The organism is Streptomyces venezuelae (genome assembly GCF_008642335.1).
Lineage (GTDB): Bacteria > Actinomycetota > Actinomycetes > Streptomycetales > Streptomycetaceae > Streptomyces > Streptomyces venezuelae_F.
The window spans coordinates 1,696,074-1,721,282 of sequence record NZ_CP029191.1; the positions used below are offsets into that span (position 1 = coordinate 1,696,074).

22 protein-coding genes and 1 riboswitch are annotated in these 25,209 nt (G+C 73.1%); of the genes, 12 read left to right on the forward strand and 10 right to left on the reverse strand.

Translation table 11 applies throughout. From position 1 onward, the window contains the following. Positions 1-3: 3 nt before the first annotated feature. From DEJ49_RS07525 to DEJ49_RS07540, 4 genes are all read right to left on the reverse strand, one after another. Complete coding sequence (locus DEJ49_RS07525) at positions 4-807, reverse strand: enoyl-CoA hydratase/isomerase family protein (protein WP_150183399.1); 804 nt, start codon at positions 805-807, stop codon at positions 4-6. 135 nt (positions 808-942) lie between these two features. Further along, on the reverse strand, positions 943-1,164 hold the full coding sequence (locus DEJ49_RS07530; RefSeq protein ID WP_055550175.1) for a helix-turn-helix domain-containing protein: 222 nt from the start codon (positions 1,162-1,164) through the stop codon (positions 943-945). Between the two features lie 354 nt (positions 1,165-1,518). Next, positions 1,519-3,117, reverse strand: coding sequence for an ABC-F family ATP-binding cassette domain-containing protein (locus DEJ49_RS07535; protein WP_150183400.1), 1,599 nt, complete (start codon positions 3,115-3,117; stop codon positions 1,519-1,521). Between the two features lie 122 nt (positions 3,118-3,239). Then, positions 3,240-3,992, reverse strand: a complete 753-nt coding sequence (locus DEJ49_RS07540; RefSeq protein WP_150183401.1) for a hypothetical protein — start codon at positions 3,990-3,992, stop codon at positions 3,240-3,242. A 228-nt stretch (positions 3,993-4,220) separates the two neighbouring features. Here DEJ49_RS07540 and DEJ49_RS07545 point away from each other — a divergent pair, with 228 nt between their 5' ends. Then, a complete protein-coding gene (locus DEJ49_RS07545; protein ID WP_150183402.1) occupies positions 4,221-5,111 on the forward strand; it encodes a neutral zinc metallopeptidase in 891 nt (296 codons plus the stop codon). A gap of 33 nt (positions 5,112-5,144) precedes the next feature. Here DEJ49_RS07545 and DEJ49_RS07550 read toward each other — a convergent pair whose 3' ends face one another. The 3 genes from DEJ49_RS07550 to DEJ49_RS07560 form a co-directional block, all read right to left on the reverse strand. Next, positions 5,145-6,596: a hypothetical protein gene (locus DEJ49_RS07550; protein ID WP_190329290.1), complete on the reverse strand. Its 1,452-nt coding sequence runs from the start codon at positions 6,594-6,596 to the stop codon at positions 5,145-5,147. 101 nt (positions 6,597-6,697) lie between these two features. Beyond that, entirely contained in the window at positions 6,698-7,834 is a 1,137-nt protein-coding gene (locus DEJ49_RS07555; protein WP_150183403.1) for an alpha/beta hydrolase family protein, read from the reverse strand. 10 nt (positions 7,835-7,844) lie between these two features. Continuing rightward, positions 7,845-8,567, reverse strand: coding sequence for a class II aldolase/adducin family protein (locus tag DEJ49_RS07560; RefSeq protein ID WP_150183404.1), 723 nt, complete (start codon positions 8,565-8,567; stop codon positions 7,845-7,847). Between the two features lie 316 nt (positions 8,568-8,883). Between DEJ49_RS07560 and DEJ49_RS07565 the strand changes: the two genes are divergently transcribed. From DEJ49_RS07565 to DEJ49_RS07595, 7 genes are all read left to right on the forward strand, one after another. After that, a complete protein-coding gene (locus DEJ49_RS07565) occupies positions 8,884-10,176 on the forward strand; it encodes an inorganic phosphate transporter (RefSeq protein WP_150183405.1) in 1,293 nt (430 codons plus the stop codon). A 12-nt stretch (positions 10,177-10,188) separates the two neighbouring features. After that, on the forward strand, positions 10,189-10,413 hold the full coding sequence (locus DEJ49_RS07570) for a hypothetical protein (RefSeq protein ID WP_150183406.1): 225 nt from the start codon (positions 10,189-10,191) through the stop codon (positions 10,411-10,413). Positions 10,414-10,560: 147 nt separating this feature from the next. Then, a riboswitch (cobalamin riboswitch) is annotated at positions 10,561-10,699 on the forward strand. Between the two features lie 38 nt (positions 10,700-10,737). Next, positions 10,738-11,694 (forward strand): cobalamin biosynthesis protein, encoded by a 957-nt coding sequence (locus DEJ49_RS07575; RefSeq protein ID WP_150183407.1) that lies wholly within the window; start codon positions 10,738-10,740, stop codon positions 11,692-11,694. Beyond that, positions 11,691-13,229: a cobyric acid synthase gene (locus DEJ49_RS07580; RefSeq protein ID WP_150183408.1), complete on the forward strand. Its 1,539-nt coding sequence runs from the start codon at positions 11,691-11,693 to the stop codon at positions 13,227-13,229. Before DEJ49_RS07575 ends, DEJ49_RS07580 begins: the two co-directional genes overlap by 4 nt. Further along, complete coding sequence (locus DEJ49_RS07585) at positions 13,226-15,307, forward strand: putative cobaltochelatase (RefSeq protein WP_150183409.1); 2,082 nt, start codon at positions 13,226-13,228, stop codon at positions 15,305-15,307. Before DEJ49_RS07580 ends, DEJ49_RS07585 begins: the two co-directional genes overlap by 4 nt. Next, positions 15,307-15,915 (forward strand): cob(I)yrinic acid a,c-diamide adenosyltransferase, encoded by a 609-nt coding sequence (cobO, locus tag DEJ49_RS07590; protein WP_150183410.1) that lies wholly within the window; start codon positions 15,307-15,309, stop codon positions 15,913-15,915. Before DEJ49_RS07585 ends, cobO begins: the two co-directional genes overlap by 1 nt. Beyond that, positions 15,909-17,321, forward strand: coding sequence for a cobyrinate a,c-diamide synthase (locus DEJ49_RS07595; protein ID WP_150183411.1), 1,413 nt, complete (start codon positions 15,909-15,911; stop codon positions 17,319-17,321). The genes cobO and DEJ49_RS07595 overlap by 7 nt, the downstream gene beginning before the upstream one ends. Positions 17,322-17,335: 14 nt before the next feature. Here DEJ49_RS07595 and DEJ49_RS07600 read toward each other — a convergent pair whose 3' ends face one another. Beyond that, on the reverse strand, positions 17,336-18,067 hold the full coding sequence (locus tag DEJ49_RS07600; RefSeq protein WP_150183412.1) for a ZIP family metal transporter: 732 nt from the start codon (positions 18,065-18,067) through the stop codon (positions 17,336-17,338). Between the two features lie 73 nt (positions 18,068-18,140). Here DEJ49_RS07600 and cobC point away from each other — a divergent pair, with 73 nt between their 5' ends. Further along, positions 18,141-19,601 (forward strand): Rv2231c family pyridoxal phosphate-dependent protein CobC, encoded by a 1,461-nt coding sequence (cobC, locus tag DEJ49_RS07605; protein WP_150183413.1) that lies wholly within the window; start codon positions 18,141-18,143, stop codon positions 19,599-19,601. 343 nt (positions 19,602-19,944) lie between these two features. Here cobC and DEJ49_RS07610 read toward each other — a convergent pair whose 3' ends face one another. Both DEJ49_RS07610 and DEJ49_RS07615 read right to left on the reverse strand, forming a co-directional pair. Then, on the reverse strand, positions 19,945-20,898 hold the full coding sequence (locus DEJ49_RS07610; RefSeq protein ID WP_190329291.1) for an SCO1860 family LAETG-anchored protein: 954 nt from the start codon (positions 20,896-20,898) through the stop codon (positions 19,945-19,947). A gap of 353 nt (positions 20,899-21,251) precedes the next feature. Further along, positions 21,252-22,349 carry an amidohydrolase family protein gene (locus tag DEJ49_RS07615; protein ID WP_150183414.1) on the reverse strand — a complete coding sequence of 366 codons (1,098 nt, stop codon included), beginning with the start codon at positions 22,347-22,349 and terminating at the stop codon, positions 21,252-21,254. 183 nt (positions 22,350-22,532) lie between these two features. Here DEJ49_RS07615 and DEJ49_RS07620 point away from each other — a divergent pair, with 183 nt between their 5' ends. The 3 genes from DEJ49_RS07620 to ectA all read left to right on the forward strand — a co-directional run bounded on the left by DEJ49_RS07620 (position 22,533) and on the right by ectA (position 25,129). Then, positions 22,533-23,639, forward strand: coding sequence for a pyridoxal-phosphate-dependent aminotransferase family protein (locus tag DEJ49_RS07620; RefSeq protein WP_150188097.1), 1,107 nt, complete (start codon positions 22,533-22,535; stop codon positions 23,637-23,639). A 63-nt stretch (positions 23,640-23,702) separates the two neighbouring features. Next, complete coding sequence (locus DEJ49_RS07625) at positions 23,703-24,227, forward strand: DinB family protein (RefSeq protein WP_223832759.1); 525 nt, start codon at positions 23,703-23,705, stop codon at positions 24,225-24,227. A gap of 350 nt (positions 24,228-24,577) precedes the next feature. Further along, entirely contained in the window at positions 24,578-25,129 is a 552-nt protein-coding gene (ectA, locus tag DEJ49_RS07630) for a diaminobutyrate acetyltransferase (protein ID WP_150183415.1), read from the forward strand. The last annotated feature ends 80 nt before the right edge of the window (positions 25,130-25,209 follow it).

Consider the following 25,209-nt stretch of genomic DNA (forward strand, 5'->3'; position numbering starts at 1 on the left):
AGGTCAGTCGCCGAGGCCCGCGAGGTCGCGCAGGCGGCGGCCCTGGGCGGCGCGTTCGGCGACGCGCTGCTCTTCGTAGGAGCGGCCCACCGCCCCCTGGAGCAGGGCCTTCGTCTCGATGACCGCGTCGCGGGGCGCGGCGACGAGCGCGGCGGCCAGGTCCGTGGCGGCCGCGTCGAGCTGGTCGGCGGGCACGACGAGGTTGGCGAGGCCCACCCGCTCGGCCTCGTCCGCGTGGACGAAGCGCCCGGTGGCGCAGATCTCCAGCGCACGGGCATAGCCGACGAGCCCCACCAGCGGGTGCGTGCCGGTGAGGTCGGGGACCAGGCCCAGGCTGGTCTCGCGCATGGCGAACTGCACGTCGTCGGCCGCGATCCGCAGATCGCAGGCGAGCGCGAGCTGGAAGCCGGCGCCGATGGCGTGGCCCTGGACGGCGGCGATGGACACGATGTCGCTCCGCCGCCACCAGGTGAACGCTTCCTGGTACTCGGTGATCGTGGCGTCGAGAAGGCCGTCCTCACCGCGTGCCAGATCGATGAAGGACGGTTCGCCGTCGAAGCCCTCGGGCGTGAACGCCTGCCGGTCGAGGCCCGCGGAGAAGGACTTGCCCTCTCCGCGCAGCACCACGACGCGGACGCTGCCCGGCAACAGCTGACCGGCCTCGACCAACGCCCTCCACAGCGCGGGAGATTGGGCGTTGCGCTTGGCCGGATTGGTCAGCGTCACCGTGGCGACGGCCTCGTCGATGGTGAGGCGTACGCCGTCCTTGTCGAGAACCGGTGCGAGCTCGCTGTCGGACGAAGCCATGGGGTGCCTCCGATGGGGGTGCGGTCGGGCCGGACGCCGGAAGCGCCCGTAAGTGACTGCACAGTAACCACCCGGCCAGTCGGCTGACGGACCGGGTGGTCACCATCGGACCATGGGACAGCGTGCCGCCCGCCGTCAGCCGGCGGCGGCCTTCTTGCCTCGCGTCGCCCCGCCGCGTCCCCGCAGCGTGACGCCGGATTCGCTGAGCATGCGGTGCACAAAGCCGTACGAGCGGCCGGTCTCCTCGGCCAACGCCCGGATGCTCGCACCGCCGTCGTACTTCTTCTTCAGGTCTGCCGCGAGCTTGTCGCGCGCGGCGCCGGTTACCCGGCTGCCCTTCTTCAGAGTCTCGGCCACCCGTGCCTCCTCATGGGAAGTGCGCTCTGGACTTCTCATGATCACCCCTCCCGGGCTTCCTGGCCACCCATTCGACAAGGTCCGTACGCCGGGGTTCGTCCCTTCGGGGACGGACATCACGAGCGGAGTGAACGATTCCGCGTGCCGTCCCGCGCACGGCGGAGCGCACGGAACGGAGAATCCCCAGGTCAGCGCCGTGGCCCCGGCCGAGGTGCGTCTTGTCGCAGCTCAGCGCGGAAATCCGTGTATGCCACACCTCGGTACGAGGCCGGCTCACACAGATGAGGGATCACGGATCGGCCGAATGATCCATACCCAGTGGATCAGTGGTTCGATCAAGCGGGGTGGACGGCCTCAGGCGAGGGCGACCAGGTCCGCGTAGTCCTGACCCCACAGGTCCTCGACGCCGTCGGGCAGCAGGATGATGCGCTCCGGCTGGAGCGCTTCGACGGCGCCCTCGTCGTGCGTGACGAGGACGACGGCTCCCTTGTAGGTGCGCAGCGCGCCGAGGATCTCCTCGCGGCTGGCCGGGTCGAGGTTGTTCGTGGGCTCGTCGAGGAGGAGGACGTTGGCCGAGGAGACGACGAGGGTCGCGAGCGCGAGCCGCGTCTTCTCGCCGCCGGAGAGCACGCCGGCGGGCTTGTCGACGTCGTCCCCGGAGAAGAGGAACGAGCCGAGCGTCTTGCGCACCTCGACGAGGTCGAGGTCGGGGGCGGCCGAGCGCATGTTCTCCAGGACCGTGCGCTCGGGGTCGAGCGTCTCGTGCTCCTGCGCGTAGTACCCGAGCTTCAGGCCGTGGCCCTCGATGACCTGGCCGGTGTCGGGCTTCTCGGCGCCGCCGAGGAGCCGGAGCAGCGTGGTCTTGCCCGCACCGTTGAGGCCGAGGATGACGACGCGCGAACCCTTGTCGATGGCGAGGTCGACGTCGGTGAAGATCTCCAGCGAGCCGTACGACTTCGAGAGGCCCTCGGCCATCAGCGGCGTCTTGCCGCACGGCGCGGGCTCGGGGAAGCGCAGCTTGGCGACTTTGTCGTTCTGGCGCACCGCCTCCAGGCCCGCGAGGAGCTTGTCGGCGCGCTTGGCCATGTTCTGGGCGGCGACGGTCTTGGTGGCCTTGGCGCGCATCTTGTCGGCCTGCGAGTGCAGCGTCGCGGCCTTCTTCTCGGCGTTCTGCCGCTCGCGCTTGCGGCGCTTCTCGTCGGACTCGCGCTGCTGCTGGTAGAGCTTCCAGCCCATGTTGTAGACGTCGATCTGGGCGCGGTTGGCGTCCAGGTAGAAGACCTTGTTCACGACCGTCTCGACGAGGTCGACGTCGTGGGAGATCACGATGAAGCCGCCGCGGTACGTCTTCAGGTAGTCCCGCAGCCAGACGATCGAGTCGGCGTCGAGGTGGTTGGTCGGCTCGTCGAGGAGGAGCGTGTCGGCGTCCGAGAAGAGGATGCGGGCCAGCTCGATGCGGCGGCGCTGACCACCGGAGAGCGTGTGCAGGGGCTGGCCGAGCACGCGGTCCGGGAGGTTGAGCGCGGCGGCGATGGTGGCGGCCTCGGCCTCGGCGGCGTACCCGCCCTTGGTGAGGAACTCCGTCTCCTGGCGCTCGTACTGCTTGAGGGCCTTCTCGCGGGTGGCGCCCGAGCCGTTCGCGATGCGCTGTTCGTTCTCGCGCATCTTGCGGATCAGTACGTCGAGGCCGCGCGCGGAGAGGATGCGGTTGCGGGCGAGCACGTCGAGGTCGCCGGTGCGGGGGTCCTGCGGGAGGTAGCCGACCTCTCCGGAGCGGGAGATGGTGCCGCCCGCGGGCATGCCCTCACCCGCCAGGCACTTGGTGAGGGTGGTCTTGCCCGCGCCGTTGCGGCCGACGAGGCCGATGCGGTCGCCCTTCGCGATGCGGAAGGTGGCGTTCTCGATGAGGATGCGGGCGCCGGCGCGCAGCTCGATGCCGGAAGCGGTGATCACGGGGTTCTCCTGAAACAGAGTGGACGGCGAGAGGGACGACTGAGGTGCTCAGGAACCGGTGTCTATGCCGTCCAACTGAGGAGAGGTGCTGCCATGGCAGCCAGTCTAACGGGCCGTCGCAACTAGTTTTCCGGGCTCCCGGCGCCGTCGGGGTCCCGCCGCAGGTCGCCGTTGCCCAGCGGGGTGCGGCCCGGAACGATTCTGCCGTAGTCGTCCACCGCGACGACCTGCGCGGTCCAGGCGGCCGGGCCCGTGCAGGGCTGGGCTACCAGGAGCGCCCCGCCCCGGCGGACGGCGCGTGCCGGTTCGAAGGCGCAGCCTGTCCTCGCGGGCAGCACCCAGCGCAGATCGCCGTCCGACGTGCGGTAGGCGGCGATGCGGTGTGGGGTGACGACGGCGAGCATGCCGGCGTCCGGGGTGAGCGGCTGGAGGACTCCGGCGCCGGCGCGGGCGGCCGGGGTGCGCAGCCAGTCGGCGCTCGCGGGGACGGCGCGGTGCCAGCGCACGGAGCCGCCGTCGGCCCGCGCGGTGTCGGTGACCAGGCCGTCGCTCCAGAGCGTGATGGCGTGGCCGGGCGCCGACAGGAGGGTGACGGGACGGCGTCCCGCGCGGGTGTAGGTCCAGCGCGGGGTGCCGCTCTCCTTGTCGTACGCCTGGACGGCCCGGCCCGTCGCACGCAGGGCGGGTTCCCGGTCGGGCCGGGCGTCGTCCACGCGCGCGTGGACGGTGAGCCGGTCTCCGTAGGGGGCGGGCCGCGAGTGGTGGGCGGCGGTGATGAGCGGCAGGGCGAGCACGGCGAGGGCGACGGGCAGCGCGATGCGTGTGCCCCGACGGGCCGGGGCGTGGCCCGTCGCGTCGAGCGGCAGAGCGGCCATGACGCCCCCTTCGGTACCACTGCCCCACAGATCAGGCGCAGAGCGTAGCCGCGAGGGGCCGGGGTACCTGCCATGCGGCGGAGCGACACGGCGCGGGAAGTGCTTCGTGTCCCCCGTTCGGACCTCCCTCCGGAGCCCGGCGGGGGCGGACGTATCAGGATGAAGTGGCCGGTGGTCCGGCGCGGGACGGCGGGTGCCGTTCCGGATGCGCGGCAGAGGGGTGCGCCCATGCAGTTCGACGACGACGCCGATCTGGACACCTCGGAGGTGCAGGATGTGCGCGGCAGTCGGATCCCCGGCGGCCGGGCGACGGTGGGCGGCGGCATCGCCGGTCTGATCGCCCTGCTCCTCGGCCTCTTCTTCGGGGTCGGCCCCGACCAGCTGGGGCTGTCCTCCGGCAACGACGAGCCCGCGGCCACCTCCTCGTCCCTCGCGCAGGTGCAGCAGACCTGCCACAAGGGGCGGGACGCGAACAGCAAGGAGGACTGCCGCATCGTGGCGGTGGTCAACAGCGTGCAGGACTTCTGGCGGCCCGAGTTCCAGCGCCGGGAGGGCTCGTACTCCCCCGCGCGGACCATCCTGTTCACGGGCCGGGTGGGCACCGCGTGCGGCGCCGCCACGTCGGCGGTCGGGCCGTTCTACTGCCCCGGTGACCGGAAGGTCTATCTGGACCTGGACTTCTTCGACGACCTGCGGACCAAGTTCGGGTCGAGCGGCGGGCCCTTCGCGCAGGCGTACGTCGTGGCGCACGAGTACGGGCACCACGTGCAGAACCTGACGGGCATCCTGCAGCGCTCCCAGGACGGCCGCACGGGCCGGGACAGCAACGCCGTGAAGGTCGAGCTGCAGGCCGACTGCTACGCCGGGGTGTGGGCGCGGCACGCGACGCGCAGCCCGGACGACCGCACGGGCAAGCCGCTGATCAGCAGCCTCGACGACAACGACATCCGCGACGGCCTGGACGCGGCCGCCGCGGTGGGCGACGACCGGATCCAGGAGAAGTTCCAGGGCCGGGTCACCCCGGAGTCCTGGACGCACGGCTCGGCACAGCAGCGCCAGCAGTGGTTCTACGAGGGGTACCGCACCGGCGACATGGGCCGGTGCGACACCTTCCGCTGAGCCGCTGGACGTGGGCCGCTGACGCGCCGCGGCTCACTCGCCGCCGGTGTGGACCTGGAAGGCCGCTCGGCGCACGGCCTTGGCGAGGGCCGGGTCGGGGTGGGCCGCGGCGAGGGCGACGAGGACCTGCACGGTGCGGGGGTGCCCGACGCGGCGGACCTCGTCGAGGAGGGCGGGGACCGTGGGCTGCACCGCCGACTCCAGGTGCCGGACGAGGAGTTCGGCCTCTCCGTGGTCGGCGACGGCCGCCGCGGTGTCGACCCAGAGCCAGGTGGACTCCTCGCGGGTCAGCACGAGGTGGACGTCCTCGGGGTCGGCGCCCTCCTGCTCGGCGAGCCACAGCAGCGCGTAGGGCCGCAGGGAGGACTCCTCGACGACGGCCCTGACATCCGCCTCGGCCGGTGCGCCGACGACGCGCAGCGCCTCGAAGGCGAGGCCGCGCAGCAGGGCGTCCTCGCCGCGTGCGGCGGTGAGGAGGTCGGTGACGGCGCTGCCGACGGGGCGCGCGGCGAGCCAGGCGCGGTATTCGGCGCGGGCCGCGTTGGGGCGCAGCCGTGTGCAGCCGCGCAGCATGTCCTCGGCGGACTGCTCGAAGTGCCCGGCGGGGCTCTGTGCGGCGACGCAGATCTGTTCGAGCTTGACCCAGACCGCCCAGCTGCCGAGCGGGGTGAGCGTGGCTTGTCCGTCGGCGCAGGTGAGCGCTCCCACGGCGGCGAGGCCGTGCAGGGCCCAGTCGAGGAGGGCGTCGAGCGGGGCGTCCTGCGGGGTCTCGGCGGGGGCTTCCGGTCCGGCGCCGTGCGGGATCTCGCAGCGCTCGGTGCGGAGCTCCGTGACGCGCTGGTCGAGGAGGTCGAGGAGCTGCGGCACGGGGACGGGGCCCGCCGACAGCTGGAGCAGGGACAGGACCTGCGGCATGGCCTCGACGGTCTCGGCGACGGCCGCGGGGGCCAGGTCGTCGGGCGCGGGGTGGGCGAGCGACCAGGCGTCGAAGAGGGCGACCCAGCCGCGCAGGACGGCGGTGTCGTCGCGGTCCCACACGCGCAGCCGCCAGCCGGGGCGTGCGCTGTCGCCGTGCACCTCGACGAGGCCGGAGAGACGGGCGGTGTCCCAGTCGGCGCGGACCTGAGCGGGGGTCAGTCCCAGTTCGGCGGCGGCCCGTTCGGCGGTGGCGTCGGAGAGGGTGCCCTTTCCGTCGGGGGTCGCGCCGGTGCCGCCGGGGCCCGGGCGCAGGGCCGCGTCGGCCCAGCGGGCGACCCGTGCGGCGGCGGCGAGGACGGCTCGTGCGCCCCGCGCGAGCTCCGCGGGAGCGGGCGTGCCCTCCGGCGGGCGGGGGGCGGGACGGCGCGTGCGGCGGTTGCCCATCGCGCCGGGCGCGGCGGACAGGGGCCGTGCTGGGTCGCGCCGGGCCTCTCCTCGCTCTTCGGCCCTCTGGCGGGGCGCGCGGACAAGTCGGAGCCTGGAGTCGCGCGGGGTACGGGACGTCACAGGAGCAGTCTTCCTGTTGACGGTCCGAAAACCCAAACGGAATGGCGGCGCAGGCCTTCGAAGGCGATGTGCGGCCGTCGCGGGGGCAGGTTTCCTAAGGGTCAGACCAGGGGCGTGAGGAAGCGGCGCAGCACCTCTTCGTAGGCCGCCGGGTCCGCGTTCCACATGGCGCCGTGCGGCGCGTCCGATACGGGGTGCAACGTGACCAGGTCCGGGCGCTGTTCGGCCATCCTGCGGGAGAAGACCCAGGGCGCGACGGTGTCGTCGGGTCCGTGCACGACGAGAGTCGGGACCTTCAGCGCGTCGCCGCCCCCGGACTCCAGCAGGCGGTCGCCGCGCAGACCCGTGCGCCCCTGTGCCGCACGGACCGCAAGCGGAAGGAGCGGCCCCGGGGTGTGGCGGGCACCAGCGAGGGCCCGCAGGGTGGCCTCCCAGTTCAGGACCGGCGAGTCCAGGACGAGGCCGCTGATGCGTTCGCGGAGCGCCGAGTGCGCCGCGGCGTGCAGGCACATGGCGGCGCCGGTGGACCAGCCGTGCAGGACGACGCGCTCGGCGCCGTTGCGCACGGCGTAGCGGATGGCGGCGTCCAGGTCGCGCCACTCGGTCTCGCCGAGGTGGCCGAGGCCGTCCGGGGAGCGGGGCGCGCCGAGGTCGCCGCGGTAGGCGAGGTCGAGGACGGGGACCCGCATGCGGTGCAGGAAGTCCATGACGACCATGGGGTGCTCGCGGGTGGTGCCGAGGCCGTGCACCGCGATGACCCAGGTGTCCCGGGTGGCGGGCACGAACCAGGCGGGCAGGCTGCCGAGTTCGCCGGGGATGTCGACGTCCGCGTGGTCGAGGCCGAGCGCGGTGCGCGGGTCGCCGATGTGGACCTGCGGGGTGAGCCGGACGCGGGCGCCGGGTTCCATCGCGCCTCGCGTGACGGCTTCGAGGCGGCGTACGACGGTGTCGGCCTCGTGCGGGGCGGAGTCCAGGACGGGTCCGACGATCGCGTGGGTGCCGTTGCCGCTCAGGCCGTACGTGCCGGGGCGCAGGCTCGCCAGGGCGCGGGTGAGGCTGATCTGGCCCGCGGCCGTGGCGTGCACGGTGAGGCGTGGCTCGGTGGGCAGGGGTCGGCCCGCGGGCGCCTTGAGGGCGGCGTCGCTGGCGAAACGGCCCGCCGCGATGGCGGCCGCGGCCGTCCCCAGGGCGGCTGTTACTGCGGTGACGGCCGCTGCCGTCGCTTTGGCTGGGCGCACCGTCCCAGTGTTATGGGCGGAGGGCTCCGGGGCCAGTGGGCGATGCCCCTGGGGTGACCGGATCACTCGGGTGCTGGCCGTACCCCTTCAGCCGCTCCTCCGCTTCGCGCAGCTGGGAGGGGGAGAGGAGGGCCGGGGCGTGGCCCGGGACCGCGGCGGCGGTGAGCCAGAGGCGGGACATCCATTCCAGTTGGGCCGTTCGGTCGTACGCCTGGGAGAGGGTGTCTCCGTAGGTGACCGTTCCGTGGTTCTGGAGGAGGCAGCCCGTGCGGTCGCGCAGGGCGCGGAGCATGTTCTCGGCCAGCTCCTCGGTGCCGTAGAGCGCGTAGGGGGCGACGCGGGGCGGGCCGCCGAGGATGCCGGCCATGTAGTGGACCGGGGGGAGCTCGGGGACCAGCATCGAGACGGCCGTGGCGTGCACCGCGTGGGTGTGGACGACGGCGCCCGCGGAGGTGTTGCGGTAGATCGCGAGGTGCATGGGGAGCTCGCTGGTCGGCGAGAGGTCACCGATGAGCTGCCGTCCTTCGAGGTCGACGCCGACCGCGTCCTCCGGCCGCAGGCGGTCGTAGGGCACTCCGCTCGGGGTGACGAGGACGGTGTCGCCGACCCGTACCGAGACGTTGCCCGAGGTGCCGACGACCAGGCCGTCCGCGACGGTCCTGCGGGCCGCGTCGACGAGCTCGTCCCAGGCCCTCGCGACGGCGTCACCCTCTCCGTACTGCTGCTCAGTCATGCGGGCGATCCTGCCAGCCGTCCGTCGCGCACCGGAGGGCGCGGGAGGCGGGGTGATCAGTATCTCTTCGACGGGCTTGTCGGACTGTTCGAAGCGGCGTGGCGCGGGGGGCGGCGGCCGGATGGCGGAGCCCGACACTCCGCCCGGTTTGCGGGCCCCCGGCCCCCGCTCTCTACGATCGCTCTCGAACGCCCGGAACAGACCAGGTGAGGGCACTCCGCTTCGAGTCACCGCACCGCCCGGCCCAGTTCACTTTCCGTTCACCCGGAATGCCTACGTTCAACTTGCCACTGACGTCCAACAGAAGCCTGGGTAAATGGAACACATCACGCTTCTCCTCGGGATCGTGATCGTCACCGCTCTCGTGTTCGATTTCACGAACGGTTTCCACGACACTGCCAACGCGATGGCGACGACCATCTCGACCGGCGCTCTGAAGCCCAAGACGGCGGTGGCCATGTCCGCCGTGCTCAACCTCGTCGGTGCCTTCCTCTCGGTGGAAGTCGCCAAGACGATCTCCGGCGGCATCGTCAACGAGGACGGCCTCAAGACAGAGGTCATCTTCGCCGCGCTCGTCGGCGCGATTCTCTGGAACCTCCTCACCTGGCTGGTGGGCCTGCCCTCCAGCTCCTCCCACGCGCTCTTCGGCGGCCTCATCGGCGCCGCGGTCATGTCGATGGGCTGGTCGTCGATCAACGGCGGCACCGTCGTCACCAAGATCCTGATCCCGGCCCTCGCCGCGCCGCTCGTAGCGGGTATCGCCGCGCTGCTGGCCACGCGCCTGACGTACCGGATCGGCCGCAACACCGACACCAAGGCCACCGCCAAGGGCTACCGCGTGGGTCAGATCGCCTCCGCGGGCCTCGTCTCGCTGGCGCACGGCACCAACGACGCGCAGAAGACCATGGGCATCATCACGCTCGCCCTGGTCACCGGCGGTGTCCTCAACCCCGGCGCGAACCCTCCGATGTGGGTCATCGTCTCGGCCGGTGTGGCCATCGCGCTCGGCACCTACCTCGGCGGCTGGCGCATCATCCGCACCATGGGCAAGGGCCTCACCGACCTCCAGCCGCAGCAGGGCTTCGCCGCCCAGACCAGCGCCGCGACGGTCATCCTCGCCTCCTCGCACCTGGGCTTCTCGCTCTCCACCACCCAGTCCTGCTCCGGCGCCGTGATGGGCGCGGGCCTCGGCCGCAAGGGCGGCGTCGTCCGCTGGTCGACCGCGACCCGCATGTTCGTCGCGTGGGGCCTGACCCTGCCGGCCGCCGGTCTGGTCGGCGCGGGCGCCGAGTTCCTCACCAAGCAGGGCCCCTGGGGCATCACGGCCACGGCCGCGCTCCTCGTCGGCGGCTCCGCCGTCATCTGGGTGCTCTCGCGGCGCAACGCCGTCACCCACACCAACGTCACCGACGACGAGATCCGCGCGGACGCCCCGGCCGAGGAGCCCGCGGGTGTCGTGACCACCGCGATCGCCGCCGTCACGCCGCCCCCCGCGGGCACCCTGGCCGCCTCGCCCGTCACGGACGGGACCGTCAAGGCCGGCGTCTCGGCCCCGACCACGACCACGACCGGCGCCATGGCGGACCCCGCCCGGCCCGCGACGGTGTAAGGACACATCAGCATGAGCATCGACTGGGCAGCTCTCGGCTCCGTCTTCGGCGTCAGCCTCGCGGTGACGGTGGCCCTGGTGGGCCTCTTCACCCTCGGCATCGTCGGCCTCTCGCAGCAGGAGAAGGCGACCACCGCCTCCGGCGGCTCGGCGGCCATGGCGCGCACCGGCGCGTACGCGTGCTTCGCGCTGTGCGCGGCGGCCGTGGCGTACGGGATCTATCTGATCGTCGCCTGACGGCAAGCTTTCCCGGAGGGGTGCGGAGCGTACGAAACGCTCCGCACCCCTCTTGCGTACGGGCCCTGCGCAAGAGGCCTGCGTACGAGCCCCCGTGTGGGTCCCAACACACTCCCCCGCCGCAGGTCAACAGCGAGTTGACGGGCATTCGCGGGGCGTGGTGGACTTCCCGGGCCAACTACGGCGGCAGAAGAGGAAGCCGGTGCGAATCCGGCGCGGTCCCGCCACTGTCACCGGGGAGCCACTCCCCGGGAGCCAGGAACTCTTGTCGCCGATTCACGTCGAACCAGGGCGCGGACACCCTGAGTGAGGACACACAACGCCATGAGTGCCGACCGCGATTTCGCGTACGGCGCCGCCGCCGGATTCCTCGGCGACCTGCTGCTCGGCGATCCCCGCCGAGGCCATCCGGTCGCCGCGTTCGGGCGGGCGGCGGGCGCCGTCGAACAGGTGCTGTGGCGGGACCACCGCGGATGGGGCGCCCTGCACACCGCGGTGTGCGCCGGGGGCGCGGCAGGCGCCGCCGCGCTGGCCTCCGCTCTCGTACGCCGCTCCGCCGCGGGCCGTGCCGGATCCGTGGCGCTCACCGCCGCCGCGACCTGGGCCGTGCTCGGCGGCACCTCGCTGGGCCGCGAGGCGCGGGCCGTCGGCGGCGCCCTGGAAGCGGGGGACATCGAGGTCGCCCGGGAGCGGCTGCCCCATCTGTGCGGGCGGGACCCGCAGGCCCTGGACGCCGACGGGATCGCGCGGGCCGTCGTCGAGTCCGTCGCCGAGAACACCTCCGACGCCGTGGTGGGAGCCCTCGTGTGGGGCGCGCTCGGCGGCGTGCCGGGGCTCGTCGCCTTCCGTGCCGTGAACACCCTCGACGCGATGGTCGGCCACAAGTCCGCGCGCCACCGGCGCTACGGATGGGCGTCCGCGCGGCTCGACGACGTCTTCGGCTGGCCCGGGGCGCGGCTCACCGCCGCGCTGGCGGTGGTCGCGGGCGACGCGCCCGCCGGGGCGGTGCGCGCCTGGCGCTCCGACGCCGCCAAGCACCCGAGCCCCAACGCCGGTCCCGTCGAGGCCGCGTTCGCCGGGGCTTTGGGCGTACGCCTCGGGGGGACCCTCTCGTACGCGGGACGGGTCGAGCACCGGCCCGTGCTCAACGCGGACGGGCGCGACGTGCGGGTGGAGGACATCGAGCGGGCGGTGAGGCTGTCCCGGCGGGTGAGCGGGCTCGCTCTCGGCGTCGCGGTCGTCGCGGGCGTCGCCCGACTGAGGTCAAGGAGAGCTTCGTGAGCGGTGGACTGCTCGTCGCCGGAACCACGTCGGACGCCGGGAAGAGCGTCGTCACCGCCGGCATCTGCCGGTGGCTGGCGCGCAAGGGTGTGTCCGTCGCGCCGTTCAAGGCGCAGAACATGTCCCTCAACTCGTTCGTGACGCGCGAGGGCGCCGAGATCGGGCGGGCGCAGGCCATGCAGGCGCAGGCCGCCCGCGTCGAGCCGAGCGCGCTGATGAACCCCGTGCTGCTGAAGCCGGGCGGCGACCGCTCCAGTCAGGTCGTCCTCATGGGCAAGCCCGTGGGCGAGATGAGCGCGCGCGGCTACCACGGGGGCCGCCAGGCGGCGCTTCTCGACACCGTCGTGGGCTGCCTGGAGGAGCTCAGGAGCACGTACGACGCCGTGATCTGCGAGGGCGCGGGCAGCCCCGCCGAGATCAACCTGCGGCGCACCGACATCGTGAACATGGGCATAGCGCGGGCCGCCCGCTTCCCCGTCCTGGTGGTCGGGGACATCGACAGGGGCGGGGTGTTCGCGTCGTTCTTCGGGACGACGGCGCTGCTGAGCGCCGCCGACCAGGAGCTGGTCGCCGGGTACTTGGTGAACAAGTTCCGCGGCGACGTCTCTCTCCTCGAACCCGGGCTCGACATGCTGCTCGGTCTCACGGGACGGCGCACGTACGGCGTGCTGCCGTTCCAGCACGGGCTCGGCATCGACGAGGAGGACGGCCTGCGCGTGTCCCTGCGGGGTGCCGTGCGGGAGTCCGTGGTGGCGCCGCCGGTCGGTGAGGACGTGCTGCGGGTCGCCGTGTGCGCCGTGCCGCTGATGTCCAACTTCACCGATGTGGACGCGCTCGCCGCCGAACCCGGTGTCGTCGTGCGGTTCGTGGACCGCGCCGAGGAACTCGTCGACGCCGACCTGGTGGTGGTACCGGGCACCCGCGGCACCGTGAAGGCCCTGCGGTGGCTGCGCGAGCGCGGCCTCGCGGACGCCCTCGCGCGCCGCGCCGCCGAGGGACGCCCCGTGCTCGGCATCTGCGGCGGTTTCCAGGTGCTCGGCGCGCACATCGAGGACGAGGTCGAGTCGAAGGCCGGCTCCGTCGACGGGCTCGGACTGCTGCCGGTGCGGGTGCGGTTCGCCCGCGAGAAGACCCTCGCCCGGCCGGTCGGCGAGGCCCTCGGCGAACCCGTCGAGGGGTACGAGATCCACCACGGCGTCGCCGAAGTGACGGGCGGCGAACCCTTCCTGGACGGCTGCCGGGTCGGCGAGGTGTGGGGCACGCACTGGCACGGGTCGCTGGAGAGCGACGCGTTCCGGCGCCGGTTCCTCACCGAGGTCGCCCGCGCGGCCGGACGCCGCTTCGTGCCCGCCCCCGACACCAGCTTCGGCGCGCTGCGCGAGGAGCAGCTCGACCTGCTGGGCGACCTGATCGAAGAACACGCGGACACGGACGCGCTGTGGAACCTGATCGAGCGGGGCCCGCAGGCCGGCCTGCCGTTCATCGCGCCCGGCGCGCCGCCGGCAGCACCAGAACGCACCAAGGAGGCTCTGTGAGTACCCCGTATCCGTTCACCGCCCTCGTCGGGCAGGACGACCTGCGGCTCGCGCTCTTGCTGAACGCCGTATCGCCCGCCGTGGGAGGCGTGCTCGTACGGGGAGAGAAGGGCACCGCCAAGTCCACCGCCGTGCGCGCGCTCTCCGCGCTGCTTCCGGAGGTGCCGGTCGTCGCCGGGTGCCGCTTCTCGTGCGACCCTGCGGCCCCCGACCCCAACTGCCCCGACGGCCCGCACGAGTCGGCCGGCGCCACCGCGCGCCCCGCGCGCATGGTGGAGCTGCCGGTCGGCGCCTCCGAGGACCGGCTCGTCGGCGCCCTCGACATCGAACGGGCCCTCGCGGAGGGGGTGAAGGCCTTCGAGCCCGGACTGCTCGCCGACGCGCACCGCGGCATCCTGTACGTGGACGAGGTCAACCTCCTCCACGACCACCTGGTCGACCTGCTGCTCGACGCCGCCGCGATGGGCGCCTCGTACGTCGAGCGCGAAGGCGTGTCCGTGCGGCACGCCGCGCGGTTCCTGCTCGTCGGCACGATGAACCCCGAAGAGGGCGAGCTGCGGCCGCAGTTGCTCGACCGGTTCGGTCTCACCGTCGAGGTGGCCGCGTCCCGCGAGACGGACCAGCGCGTCGAGGTCGTACGGCGACGGCTCGCGTACGACGACGACCCCGAGGGCTTCGCGGGCCGCTGGTCCGAGGACGAGTCGGCGCTGCGCGACCGCGTCGTGGCGGCCCGCGCGCTCCTGCCCCAGGTCGTCCTGGGCGACGGCGCGCTGCGGCAGATCGCGGCGACCTGCGCGGCGTTCGAGGTCGACGGGATGCGCGCGGACATCGTGATGGCGCGCACGGCGACGGCGCTCGCCGCGTGGGCGGGCCGCACGGACGTGCTGAGCGAGGACGTGCGGCAGGCCGCGCTGCTCGCGCTGCCGCACCGCAGGCGCCGCAACCCCTTCGACGCGCCCGGACTCGACGAGGACAAGCTCGACGAGACGCTGGAGGACGCGCGCGAGGACGAGGAGCCCGAGCCGCCGGAGGGCGACGACGACCCCGACGGGGGCGGCGGCCCCGACGGCGATGGTCCGGACGGCGGCGGCGGACAGCCCCCGGCCGGGGACGGCCCCGACTCCCCCGAGCTGCCCTCGCAGAACCAGGGCCCGGACGCGCAGGACGCCGACGACTCCCCGGCCCCGCAGGAGCCCGCCCCCACGGCGGGCGCCCCCTCCGGCCCCGGCGAGCAGCAGGCCGTGCGCGCCGCCGAACCGTTCCGCACCAAGATGCTGAGCGTGCCCGGCATCGGCGAGGGCGCCGCGGGACGGCGTTCGCGCGCCCGCACCGAGCACGGCCGCACCACGGGTTCGCGGCGCCCCCGCGGCGCCCTGACCAAGCTGCATCTGGCGGCCACCGTGCAGGCCGCGGCCCCGCACCAGAAGGCGCGCGGGCGCTCCGGCGCCGGTCTCGTCGTACGCCGTGACGATCTGCGGCAGGCGACGCGGGAGGGCCGCGAGGGCAACCTCGTGCTGTTCGTCGTGGACGCCTCCGGGTCGATGGCGGCGCGGCAGCGGATGAGCGCCGTCAAGGGCGCCGTGCTCTCGCTCCTCCTCGACGCCTACCAGCGGCGCGACAAGGTGGGGCTCGTGACGTTCCGCGGCACGGAGGCGGAGGTGGCGCTGCCGCCGACGTCGTCGGTGGACGCGGCGGCCGCCCGCCTCGAATCGCTGCCGACGGGCGGCCGCACCCCGCTGGCCGCGGGCCTGCTGAAGGCGCACGACGTGCTGCGCGTCGAACGCCTGCGGGACGCCGCGCGCCGTCCGCTCGTGGTCGTGGTGACGGACGGACGGGCGACCGGGGGCGTGGAGCCGGTGGCCCGTGCGGGCCGCGCGGCCCGGCTGTTCGCGGCCGAAGGCGTCGCCTCGGTCGTCGTGGACTGCGAGTCGGGCTACGTACGGCTCGGCCTCGCGGGGCAGCTCGCGGGCGAGCTCGGCGGGACGGTCGTGACCCTCGACGAGCTGCGGGCGGACTCGATCGCCGGCCTCGTCAAGGACGTACAGGGAATGAACTCGCCTTCGAGGAGGGCCGCTTAATGCCGCAGGGACAGCCGAGCGTCGTGCCGGACGACGGTCTCACGACGCGCCAGCGCCGCAACCGTCCGCTCGTCTTCGTCCACACGGGCGTCGGCAAGGGCAAGTCGACCGCCGCGTTCGGGCTCGCGCTGCGGGCCTGGAATCAGGGGTGGCCGATCGGCGTCTTCCAGTTCGTGAAGTCGGCGAAGTGGAAGGTCGGCGAGGAGAACGCGCTGAAGGTCCTCGGTGCCACGGGCGAGGGCGGCACGGTCGCCTGGCACAAGATGGGCGAGGGCTGGTCGTGGATCCAGCGCGCCCCCGCCGAGGGCGAGTTGACCAATGAGGACAAGGCCCGTGAGGGCTGGGAGCAGGTCAAGCGGGACCTCGCCGAGGAGACGTACAAGCTGTACGTCCTCGACGAGTTCGCGTACCCCATGCACTGGGGCTGGATCGACACGGACGAGGTCGTGGAGGTCCTGCGCGACCGTCCGGGGACGCAGCACGTGGTCATCACCGGCCGCAACGCGCCGCAGAAGCTCATCGACTTCGCCGACCTCGTGACCGACATGTCGAAGATCAAGCACCCGATGGACGCCGGGCAGAAGGGCCAGAGGGGCATCGAGTGGTAGCTCGCCTCGTCATCGCGGCGCCGTCGTCGGGCAGTGGCAAGACGACCGTCGCGACGGGCCTGATGGCCGCGTTCTCGGCGGCCGGGCTCGCCGTCTCGCCGCACAAGGTCGGGCCCGACTACATCGACCCCGGCTACCACGCGCTGGCGACGGGACGCCCGGGGCGCAACCTCGACGCGTACCTGTGCGGGCCCGACCTCGTCGCGCCGCTCTTCGCGCACGGCGCGGCCGGATGCGACATCGCCGTGGTCGAGGGCGTGATGGGCATGTACGACGGGGCCGCGGGCCAAGGCGAGCTGGCCTCCACCGCGCACGTCGCGAAGCTGCTGCGGGCGCCGGTCGTCCTGGTCGTCGACGCGTCGTCGCAGTCGCGGTCGGTGGCGGCGCTGGTGCACGGCTTCGCGTCGTGGGACCCGGAGGTGCGGGTCGCGGGCGTCATCCTGAACAAGGTGGGCTCGGACCGGCACGAGGCGCTGCTGCGGGAGGCGTTGGACGAGGCGGGGGTGCCGGTCCTCGGCGCGCTGCGGCGCGCCGCTCAAGTCCGGACTCCTTCGCGGCACCTGGGGCTCGTGCCGGTCGCCGAGCGGCGGGGCGATGCGGTGGAGTCGGTGGCGGCGTTGGCTTCGCGGGTGCGGGAGGGGTGTGACCTGGAGGGGCTTCTCGCGCTGGCGCGGAGTGCGCCATCCCTGCGGGGCGAGGCGTGGGACCCCCACACGGGGCTCGGTCGGTCACCGGCTTCGCCGGGTTCGTCCTCAAGCGCCGGACGGGCTGGAGATCCCACAGACGCCGGACGGACCGGAGATCCCAAGCCTGTCGTCGCCGTCGCCGGCGGGGCCGCCTTCACCTTCTCCTATGCCGAGCACGCCGAGTTGCTCGGCGCCGCCGGGGCGGAGGTCGTCACCTTCGACCCCCTCCACGACGAGCAGCTGCCCGACGGGACCGCCGGGGTGGTCATCGGGGGCGGGTTCCCCGAGGTGTACGCGCCGGAGTTGTCCGCCAACGAGGTGCTGCGGAAGGCCGTGGCCGAGCTCGCCCGCTCCGGGGCGCCCGTCGCCGCCGAGTGCGCGGGGCTGCTCTACCTCTCCCGCGAGCTGGACGGGAAGCCGATGTGCGGGGTCCTCGACGCCGGGGCGCGGATGTCGGAGCGGCTGACGCTCGGGTACCGCGAGGCCGTCGCCGTGTCGGACAGCGTCCTCGCGCCCGCGGGCACGCGCATGCGAGGGCACGAGTTCCACCGCACGGTCATGGAGCCCGGGGCAGGAGCCTCGCCCGCCTGGGGGCTTCACCAACCCCAGCGGCGCGTCGAAGGCTTCGTACAGGGCAATGTGCACGCCAGCTACCTGCACACGCACTGGGCCGCCGCGCCGGACGTCGCGCGCCGGTTCGTCGAGCGGTGCACACCGTGACGACGGACGCCGCCTCAGCCCGCGATGCCCACCACCAGCCAGATGAACGCCGCGCCCGCCACCGTGCACAGCAGCGTCGAGCGGGCCGGGTGGTCGTGGTGCGCCTCGGGCAGGATCTCCGCCGCCGCGAGATAGAGCAGCGCGCCGCCGAAGAAGCCCAGATAGCTGCCGAGCAGCTGCTCCGGAATGGTGAAGAGCAGCGTCGACGCGGCGCCCACCACGGGGGCCGCCGCGTCCGCGAACAGCATTGCGAGCGCCTTGCGGCGGGCGTTCCCGTACAGGCTCGTGAGCGTGTACGTGTTGAAGCCGTCCGCGAAGTCATGGGCGACGACGGCCAGCGCCACGGCCACGCCCATGCCGCCGCCCACCTGGAACGCCGCGCCGATCGCGACGCCGTCCATCACGCTGTGCCCGACCATCGCGGCGGCGGCCGTGAGCCCCACCTCGGGCACCCGCCCGCCCTCGTGCTCGTCGGCGCCGTGGGCGGCCCTGCGGCCCGCGAGGAGCCGTTCCACCAGATGGGCGACGAGGAAGCCGGCCACGAACAGGAGCAGGGCAGCCGGTACGCCGAAGACGGGCTGCCCCGCGGCGTCCAGCGCCTCCGGCAGCAGGTCCAGGCCGACGACGCCGAGCATCAGGCCGCCCGCGAGTCCCAGGACGAGGTGGCGCCGGTCGGTGACCCGCTGGGCCGTCCAGCCGCCCACCAGGGTCATGAGGAAGGCGCCGAGCGCCACGAACACCGCCATGGCCCCTTGCTAGCCGATTGACCCCCTGCTCCGCACATCCACTGCCCCCACCCCACACGAAAGGACCCACTCCATGGAGGACGTCGTGCTCGTCGTCGGCGTCGGCGCCTGCGAGGACGCGCCGGTGGAGGAGGTGCTCGGCCTCGTCCGGGACGCGGTCCGCGAGGCGGGCCTCTCCGAGGGCGCGGTCGCGGAGCTGGCGACGGTCGACGTGAAGGGCGCGGAGCCGGGGATCGTCGGGGCGGCGGCGCGGCTCGGGGTGCCGCTCGTGACGTACACGGCGGCGGAGCTTTCGGACGTGACGGTGCCGAACCCGACCGCGCGGTCCCGTGCGGCGGTCGGTACGCCCTCCGTGGCGGAGGCGGCGGCGCTGCGGGGTGGCGGCGAACTCCTCGTACCGAAGCGGAAGTCGGCGCCGGCGGGCCGCCCGGCGATGGCGACGTGCGCGGTCGCGGCGCGCCCGCGGGTTCCGGTAGCCCCCTTCGATCTGCGTCACCACGGGGACGCGGAGGTACGCGACGACGGCGCGGACCTCACCGACCTCGCCGTGAACGTACGTTCCGACACTCCCCCGGTGTGGCTCAAGGAGCTCATCGCCGCGTCCCTGGACGACCTGGCGGCGTATCCGGACGGCCGGGAGGCGCGCGAGGCGGTGGCGGCACGCCATGGCCTCACCCCGGACCGCGTGCTGCTCACGGCGGGGGCGGCGGAGGCGTTCGTCCTGCTGGCCCGCGCGCTGAAGGTCCGACGCCCCTATGTCGTCCACCCGCAGTTCACGGAGCCCGAGGCGGCGCTGCGGGACGCGGGGCACGAGGTGGGCCGGGTGCTGCTGCGCGAGGAGGACGGCTTCCGGCTGGACCCGGCGGCGGTGCCGGAGGAAGCGGACCTGGTGGTCATCGGCAACCCCACGAATCCGACGTCCGTGCTCCATTCGGCCGCGTCGATCGCTCAACTGGCCCGCCCGGGGCGGACCTTGGTGGTCGACGAGGCGTTCATGGACGCGGTGCCGGGTGAGCGGGAGGCACTGGCGGGCCGTACGGACGTACCCGGGCTCGTCGTCCTGCGCAGCCTCACGAAGACGTGGGGGCTCGCGGGGCTGCGGATCGGATACGTCCTTGCCTCCCCCGACACGATCGGCACCCTCGCACAGGCGCAGCCGCTGTGGCCGGTGTCGACGCCCGCGCTCGTGGCGGCGCGGGCGTGCGTGGGGCCCCGGGCGGTGGCGGAGGCGGGGCATGCGGCGCACCGGGTCGCCTCGGACCGCGCGCATCTCCTCGCGGGGCTCGACGAGTTGGCCCCCTTCGGGGTCCGCGCGGTGGGGCCCGCGGAGGGGCCGTTCCTGCTGGTGCGGGTGCCGGGGGCCGATGTGGTCCGGGAACGGCTTCGGGGGCGGGGGTTTGCTGTGCGGCGTGGCGATACGTTTCCTGGCCTGGGGCCTGACTGGATACGGCTTGCCGTCAGGGGGCGGGAGACGTCGACGGCGTTTCTCGCTGCGCTGAGGGGGGTGCTGGGCGGCGACGCCCTGCCGGCGTAGGGGCGCCAACCCGTTCCCCCCGCGACGTCCAGCCCGGGTAGGGGCACCAACCCCGCCGCTCCGCGGCGGATACTCCCCACCCACCCACCCGTTTGCCCCGCGACGTCCAGCGGGAGTAGGGGCGGGTGGGTGCCGCAGTACCCCCGCGGCGGGGACAGCCCGACCCGCCCCCACCCGGCCCGCACCCGCTCGCGAGACGGGAGGGGACGTGGGGGTATGTGCGCACGGAGCACCGAGCTAACCACCGCGGCCGGGAATGTCGGGCGGGGCGCAGGGATGGCGAGTACGCACATACCCCCGCGGCCCCGCCCCCACAGACGCAGCCCAGGCGCCCCCGCCAGAACTAGCCCCGACTGCGCCGCGCCAGCGTCACCGCTCCCCCGCCCGCCACCAGAAGAACCACCGCACCCCCCGCCACATACGGCGTCATCGAGCTGCCCCCCGTCTCCGCGAGGTTCGCCTCCGTCTTCGGCGGCTGAACCGGTTTGCCCGGCTTGCCCTGCGGCTTCTCCTCCGCTTCCTTCGGCGGCGTCACGCCCACCGGCGTCTCACACCCCGCCCCGGCCAGCGTCACCGTCCCCGTCACCTCGGCCACGTTCAGCTTCAACGGGTTCACGGACACCGTGAGTTCCAGCGCCGACGCCGCCGCCGTGCGCGAGGTGGTCCGCGTCTTCGAGAGAGCGAGAGTGACCTCGCCAACCCCCGGCACCTTCACCTCCGTCGTCCCCTTCGCCGTCAACGTCACCTTCTTGCCGAGCACCGTCACGCCACCCAGCAGATTCGATTCGGCAACCGGCCGCTCGCCCTCCGTGCAGACCGCCTTCGACGTGACCTGCTCGACCTCGACGAGGGAGAGGAGAGGCAGACCCGGCACGTGCACCTTGGCGCGCGCGATGTTGCTGTAACCCCGCGCCGTGCCACCCCGCACCGTCGCCTTGGCCGTGGCGACGTCCGCGCGCAGCACGCTGAAGGGCCGCCCGCCGTCGACGCCGTCGAGACGGGCCGTCAGCGCGGTCTTCTCCGCACTCGCGGGCGCCCGCACCTCGTTGAGGGCGACCTTGAGCGGGACGTTCACGGTCTTGTTGAGCAGGGCGACGTTCAGCCCGGTGCGCAGCACGACGGCGTCGGCCCGCCCGCCCTTGTGGCTGTCGCCGCCCGTGGCCTGCGCGGACCCCGCACCCGCGAGCGCCGCGGGACCGGCGGCGAGCGCGGTGGCGACGGCGACGACGGAGAGGCGGCGGCCGTGTGCACGGACGGCGTCACTGAAGGTGTGGCTGGAGCAGGTGTGGCTGTTCACTGTGTGGGACCTCACGAGAGAAAGGAGCCACCAACCGCGCACGCCACATGGGGACATCGCGTGCGCGCCGATGGCGTCGTCCGACATCGACGAGGGACGACGCCGGAATCTTTACGCACACAGAGTGAACGGTCAGCAACCTGACGTGAGTTCACTCCAACGGGATGATTCCGGCCTTCCATTCGAATCCTGCGGCACAGACGTTCCCAGAGAGCACCTCAGCAACAGTCCGGTCGAAGCCCAGGAGCACCCGCGCCGCGCCCGCGCCGCATCCGCGGCCACACCCAACGACCCGCACCACCCCCACGTAACGCCCAGGTCAACTCAACGCTCAACCCTCAACCCGCAGCCACTCAACCCACCACCCGCCCGTTCAGCACGACCCTCCGCGGCGCCCCCAGCACCCGCACGTCGTCCCGCGGATCCGCCTCGTACACCACGAGGTCCGCCGGCGCCCCCTCCGTGAGCCCGGGGCGGCCCAGCCACTCCCGCGCACCCCAGGTCGTCGCCGAGAGCGCGTCGAGCGCCGGGATGCCCGCGCGGGTCAGCTCGACGATCTCCGCCGCGACAAGGCCGTGCGGCAGCGAGCCGCCCGCGTCGGTGCCCGCGAAGACGGGGATGCCCGCGTCGTACGCGGCCCGCACCGTGTCGTAGCGGCGGGCGTGGAGCCGGCGCATGTGGTCCGACCAGCGGGGGAACTTCTTCTCGCCGCCCGCGGCGAGGTCCGGGAACGTGGCGATGTTGACGAGCGTGGGGACGATCGCGACGCCGCGCTCCGCGAAGAGCGGGATCGTGTCCTCCGTGAGGCCCGTCGCGTGCTCGATGCAGTCGATGCCCGCCTCGACGAGGTCCCGCAGGGAGTCCTCGGCGAAGCAGTGGGCGGTGACGCGGGCTCCCAGGCGGTGCGCCTCCGCGATGGCCGCGCGGACCGCGTCACGGGGCCAGCACGCCGTGAGGTCGCCCGCGTCGCGGTCGATCCAGTCGCCGACGAGCTTGACCCAGCCGTCGCCGCGCCGGGCCTCCTGCGCGACGTACGCGACGAGTTCGTCGGGCTCGATCTCGTGGGCGTAGTTGCGGATGTAGCGGCGGGTGCGCGCGATGTGGCGGCCCGCGCGGATGATCTTCGGGAGGTCGTCGCGGTCGTCGATCCAGTGGGTGTCGGAGGGTGAGCCCGCGTCGCGCAGCAGGAGGGCGCCGATCTCGCGGTCGGTGAGGGCCTGCTTCTCCGCGGTGTCCGCGTCGACGGGCCCGTGCGCGTCGAGGCCGACGTGGCAGTGGGCGTCGACCAGGCCGGGCAGGGTCCAGCCCTCGACCGTGCGGACGTCGTCGGCGGCGGTGCCGACGGGGCGGTCGTAGGTGACCCTCCCCCCGACCACCCACAGCTCGTCCCGTACGTCGTCGGGCCCGACGAGCACCCGCCCCTTCACGTGCAGCACCGCGTGATCGCTCATGGCAGCAGCTTAGGAGGCGCCCGGAACGCCCGGTACGGACCAGGCCAGTACGCCGGGTACAGGCCAGGCCAGTACGCCAGGTACAGGCCAGGCCGGTACGCCCGGTTACAGGCCGATCGGTACGCTCGGTACGGCATCCCGAACGAACTCGTGAGCGAAGTGAGCTGTGACGTGAGCAGTACTGTGACGCACCCCTTTCTGGACCTGGCGCCGCTGAGCGCCCAGCAGTTCGCCGCCATCGAGGCCCGGGTGGCCGGGCTGCTCGCCACCGAGCAGGACGTCGTGATCATGCAGGGCGAGGCGCTGCTGCCCCTGGAGGGGTGCATCCGGGGCGCGGCCGGGCCGGGCACGACCGCGCTGAACGTGATCACCGGTCCGTACGGCCAGACGTTCGGCGACTGGCTGCGCGACTGCGGGGCGACCGTCATCGATCTGGCCGTGCCGTTCCACACCGCGGTCACGGCCGAGCAGGTGCGGCAGGCGTTCGCCGAGCACCCGGAGATCGACTTCGTGTCGCTGGTGCACGCGGAGGCGGCGACCGGGAACACCAACCCCGTCGCGGAGATCGGCGCCGTCGTGCGGGAGCACGGTGCGCTGTTCATGCTGGACGCGGTCGCCTCGGTGGCCGCCGAGCCGCTGCTGCCGGACGCGTGGGGCGTGGACCTGTGCGTGATCGGCGCGCAGAAGGCGATGGGCGGGCCCGCGGGTGTCTCCGCGGTGTCCGTGAGCGCGCGGGCGTGGGAGCGCATCGCCGCGAACCCGCGGGCGCCGCGCCGTTCGTACCTCTCCCTCCTGGACTGGAAGGAGCGGTGGATCGACGGCGGCAGGAAGGCGCTGCTGCACGCGCCCGCGCAGCTGGAGATGCTGGCGCTCGAGGCGTGTGTGGAGCGCATCGAGGCGGAGGGCCTCGAGGCGCTCATGGCGCGGCACGCCGCGGCAGCGGCGGCGGTCCGCGCGGGGGCGATCGCGCTCGGCGGGGGTCTTGAGCCGTACGTGCACGACGCGGTGGACGCGGCGCCGGTCGCCACGACGCTGCGGACACCGGCGGGCGTCGACGCGTCGGCGCTGGTGGCCCGGGCGCTCGCCGCCGATCCGGTGCTTCCGCTGGTCGCCGGGGGCGGGGCGCTCGCGAAGGAGATGATCAGGGTCAACCACTACGGCCCCGACGCGACCCGGGGCGTCGTCCACGCGTCGCTGGCGGCGCTGGGGGCCGCGCTGGGCGAGACGGGCGTCGCGGTGGACCTGGAGGGCGCCCGCCGCGCGGTGACGGACGTCTTCACGACGGCCTGATCCCACCCCCGTTCCGCACGGAACACCTGCGGCCGTCCGCCGCCTCATGGCACCGTGCATGCCGTGACCACGCTTCCGGACGGCCGCATCATTCCGCCCCTGACCGCCGACGAGCCCACGATGCTCACGAGCTGGCTGGACCTGCACCGCGCCACGCTGGCGGTGAAGTGTGCCGGGCTCGACGACGAGCAGACGCTGCGGACGCCCGTCGAGCCGTCCCCGCTCTCGCTGTTCGGTCTGGTGCAGCATCTCGCCGAGGTGGAGCGGAACTGGATCCAGCGCATCTTCGCGGGGCGTGACGTGCCGCCGATCTACGGGGACCGCAGCGGTTTCGCCCTGGACCGGTCCCGGACGTTCGCCGAGGTCCTCGCCGTGTGGGAGCGGGAGGTCGCGGTGAACCGGCGGATCTGCGCGGGGCGTTCGCTCGACGACACGGGGCGGCTCGACGCCGACTCCGCGGCCGTCATGGGGGGCGAGGACGTCGTGAGTCTGCGCTGGATCCTGGTGCACCTGATCGAGGAGTACGCCCGGCACAACGGTCACGCCGATCTGCTCCGGGAGCGCGTCGACGGAACCACCGGAACGTGAATCCACGCCTCCGCTCCTTTGCCTCACTTTGAATTCCCGCGCACGTTCTCACGAATTATTTATAAACTGAGAAGCACAGCTTCCCGTATTCTTCTGCCCGCTTTCCCGGGACCTAAACGCTAAGATTTCGACAGCATCAAACCCCGCAATTCGGACGCGCGCAAGACGAGTCTCAGCCATGTGACGCACTCCACATCGCGTCCGTTTCGCGCGGTTTGTGCGGGTCAAAGTACCCCAAAAGGTCAAGACCTCATGCGGGCGCGCACCCACGCCTGATAACACATGAGGCGCCCTTGTGTAACCCCTCCCCCCGATGCAATTCAAGAAATTGCTCGGTAAATTCAATCCGCATGACCGCTGCACAAGCCGATCTACCGACCGACCTGCGAGCGAAATTCCAAAAACTGCCGGAGGGGCTGCGACTCGACAGTCCCGATGTCGCCGACGGTGCCGCGATCTGGCGGATCGCCCGCGACTCGAAGGTGCTCGACCTGAACTCGTCCTACAGCTATCTGCTGTGGTGTCGCGATTTCGCGGCCACGTCCGTCGTGGCCCGGGACGCCGACGGGGAGACGGTCGGCTTCATCACCGGCTACATCCGGCCCGAGCACCCCGACGTCCTGATGGTCTGGCAGGTGGCCGTCGATCACGGTCAGCGTGGCCGCGGCCTCGCCGGCGCCCTGCTCGAAGGACTGACCGCGAGGGTCGCCGCGGGCCGTGCGCTGACCAGGATCGAGACGACGATCGCGCCCTCGAACACCGCGTCCGAGCGGCTCTTCCTCTCCTTCGCGCGGCGACACGGCGCGTCGGTCGAGCGGAAGGTCCTGTTCGACGCGGGGCTCTTCCCCGACGACGGCCACGAGCCCGAGGTGCTGTACCGCATCGGTCCGCTCGACCACTGATCCGCCCTCGCTCCCCCCAGCGATGCCCGCGAGACACGCACCACCCGTAACTCCCCCCACCTCCCACGCCTTTCCATCTC

What these genes read in the sequence shown, in the direction of transcription:
- cobO (WP_150183410.1), top strand. Translation starts at nt 15,307, where the DNA reads ATGCCGCAGGGACAGCCGAGCGTCGTGCCGGACGACGGTCTCACGACG.
- DEJ49_RS07570 (WP_150183406.1), top strand. Translation starts at nt 10,189, where the DNA reads ATGAGCATCGACTGGGCAGCTCTCGGCTCCGTCTTCGGCGTCAGCCTC.
- DEJ49_RS07525 (WP_150183399.1), bottom strand. Translation starts at nt 807, where the DNA reads ATGGCTTCGTCCGACAGCGAGCTCGCACCGGTTCTCGACAAGGACGGC.
- DEJ49_RS07565 (WP_150183405.1), top strand. Translation starts at nt 8,884, where the DNA reads ATGGAACACATCACGCTTCTCCTCGGGATCGTGATCGTCACCGCTCTC.
- DEJ49_RS07615 (WP_150183414.1), bottom strand. Translation starts at nt 22,349, where the DNA reads ATGAGCGATCACGCGGTGCTGCACGTGAAGGGGCGGGTGCTCGTCGGG.
- DEJ49_RS07560 (WP_150183404.1), bottom strand. Translation starts at nt 8,567, where the DNA reads ATGACTGAGCAGCAGTACGGAGAGGGTGACGCCGTCGCGAGGGCCTGG.
- DEJ49_RS07600 (WP_150183412.1), bottom strand. Translation starts at nt 18,067, where the DNA reads ATGGCGGTGTTCGTGGCGCTCGGCGCCTTCCTCATGACCCTGGTGGGC.
- ectA (WP_150183415.1), top strand. Translation starts at nt 24,578, where the DNA reads ATGACCGCTGCACAAGCCGATCTACCGACCGACCTGCGAGCGAAATTC.
- DEJ49_RS07545 (WP_150183402.1), top strand. Translation starts at nt 4,221, where the DNA reads ATGCAGTTCGACGACGACGCCGATCTGGACACCTCGGAGGTGCAGGAT.
- DEJ49_RS07575 (WP_150183407.1), top strand. Translation starts at nt 10,738, where the DNA reads ATGAGTGCCGACCGCGATTTCGCGTACGGCGCCGCCGCCGGATTCCTC.
- cobC (WP_150183413.1), top strand. Translation starts at nt 18,141, where the DNA reads ATGGAGGACGTCGTGCTCGTCGTCGGCGTCGGCGCCTGCGAGGACGCG.
- DEJ49_RS07540 (WP_150183401.1), bottom strand. Translation starts at nt 3,992, where the DNA reads ATGGCCGCTCTGCCGCTCGACGCGACGGGCCACGCCCCGGCCCGTCGG.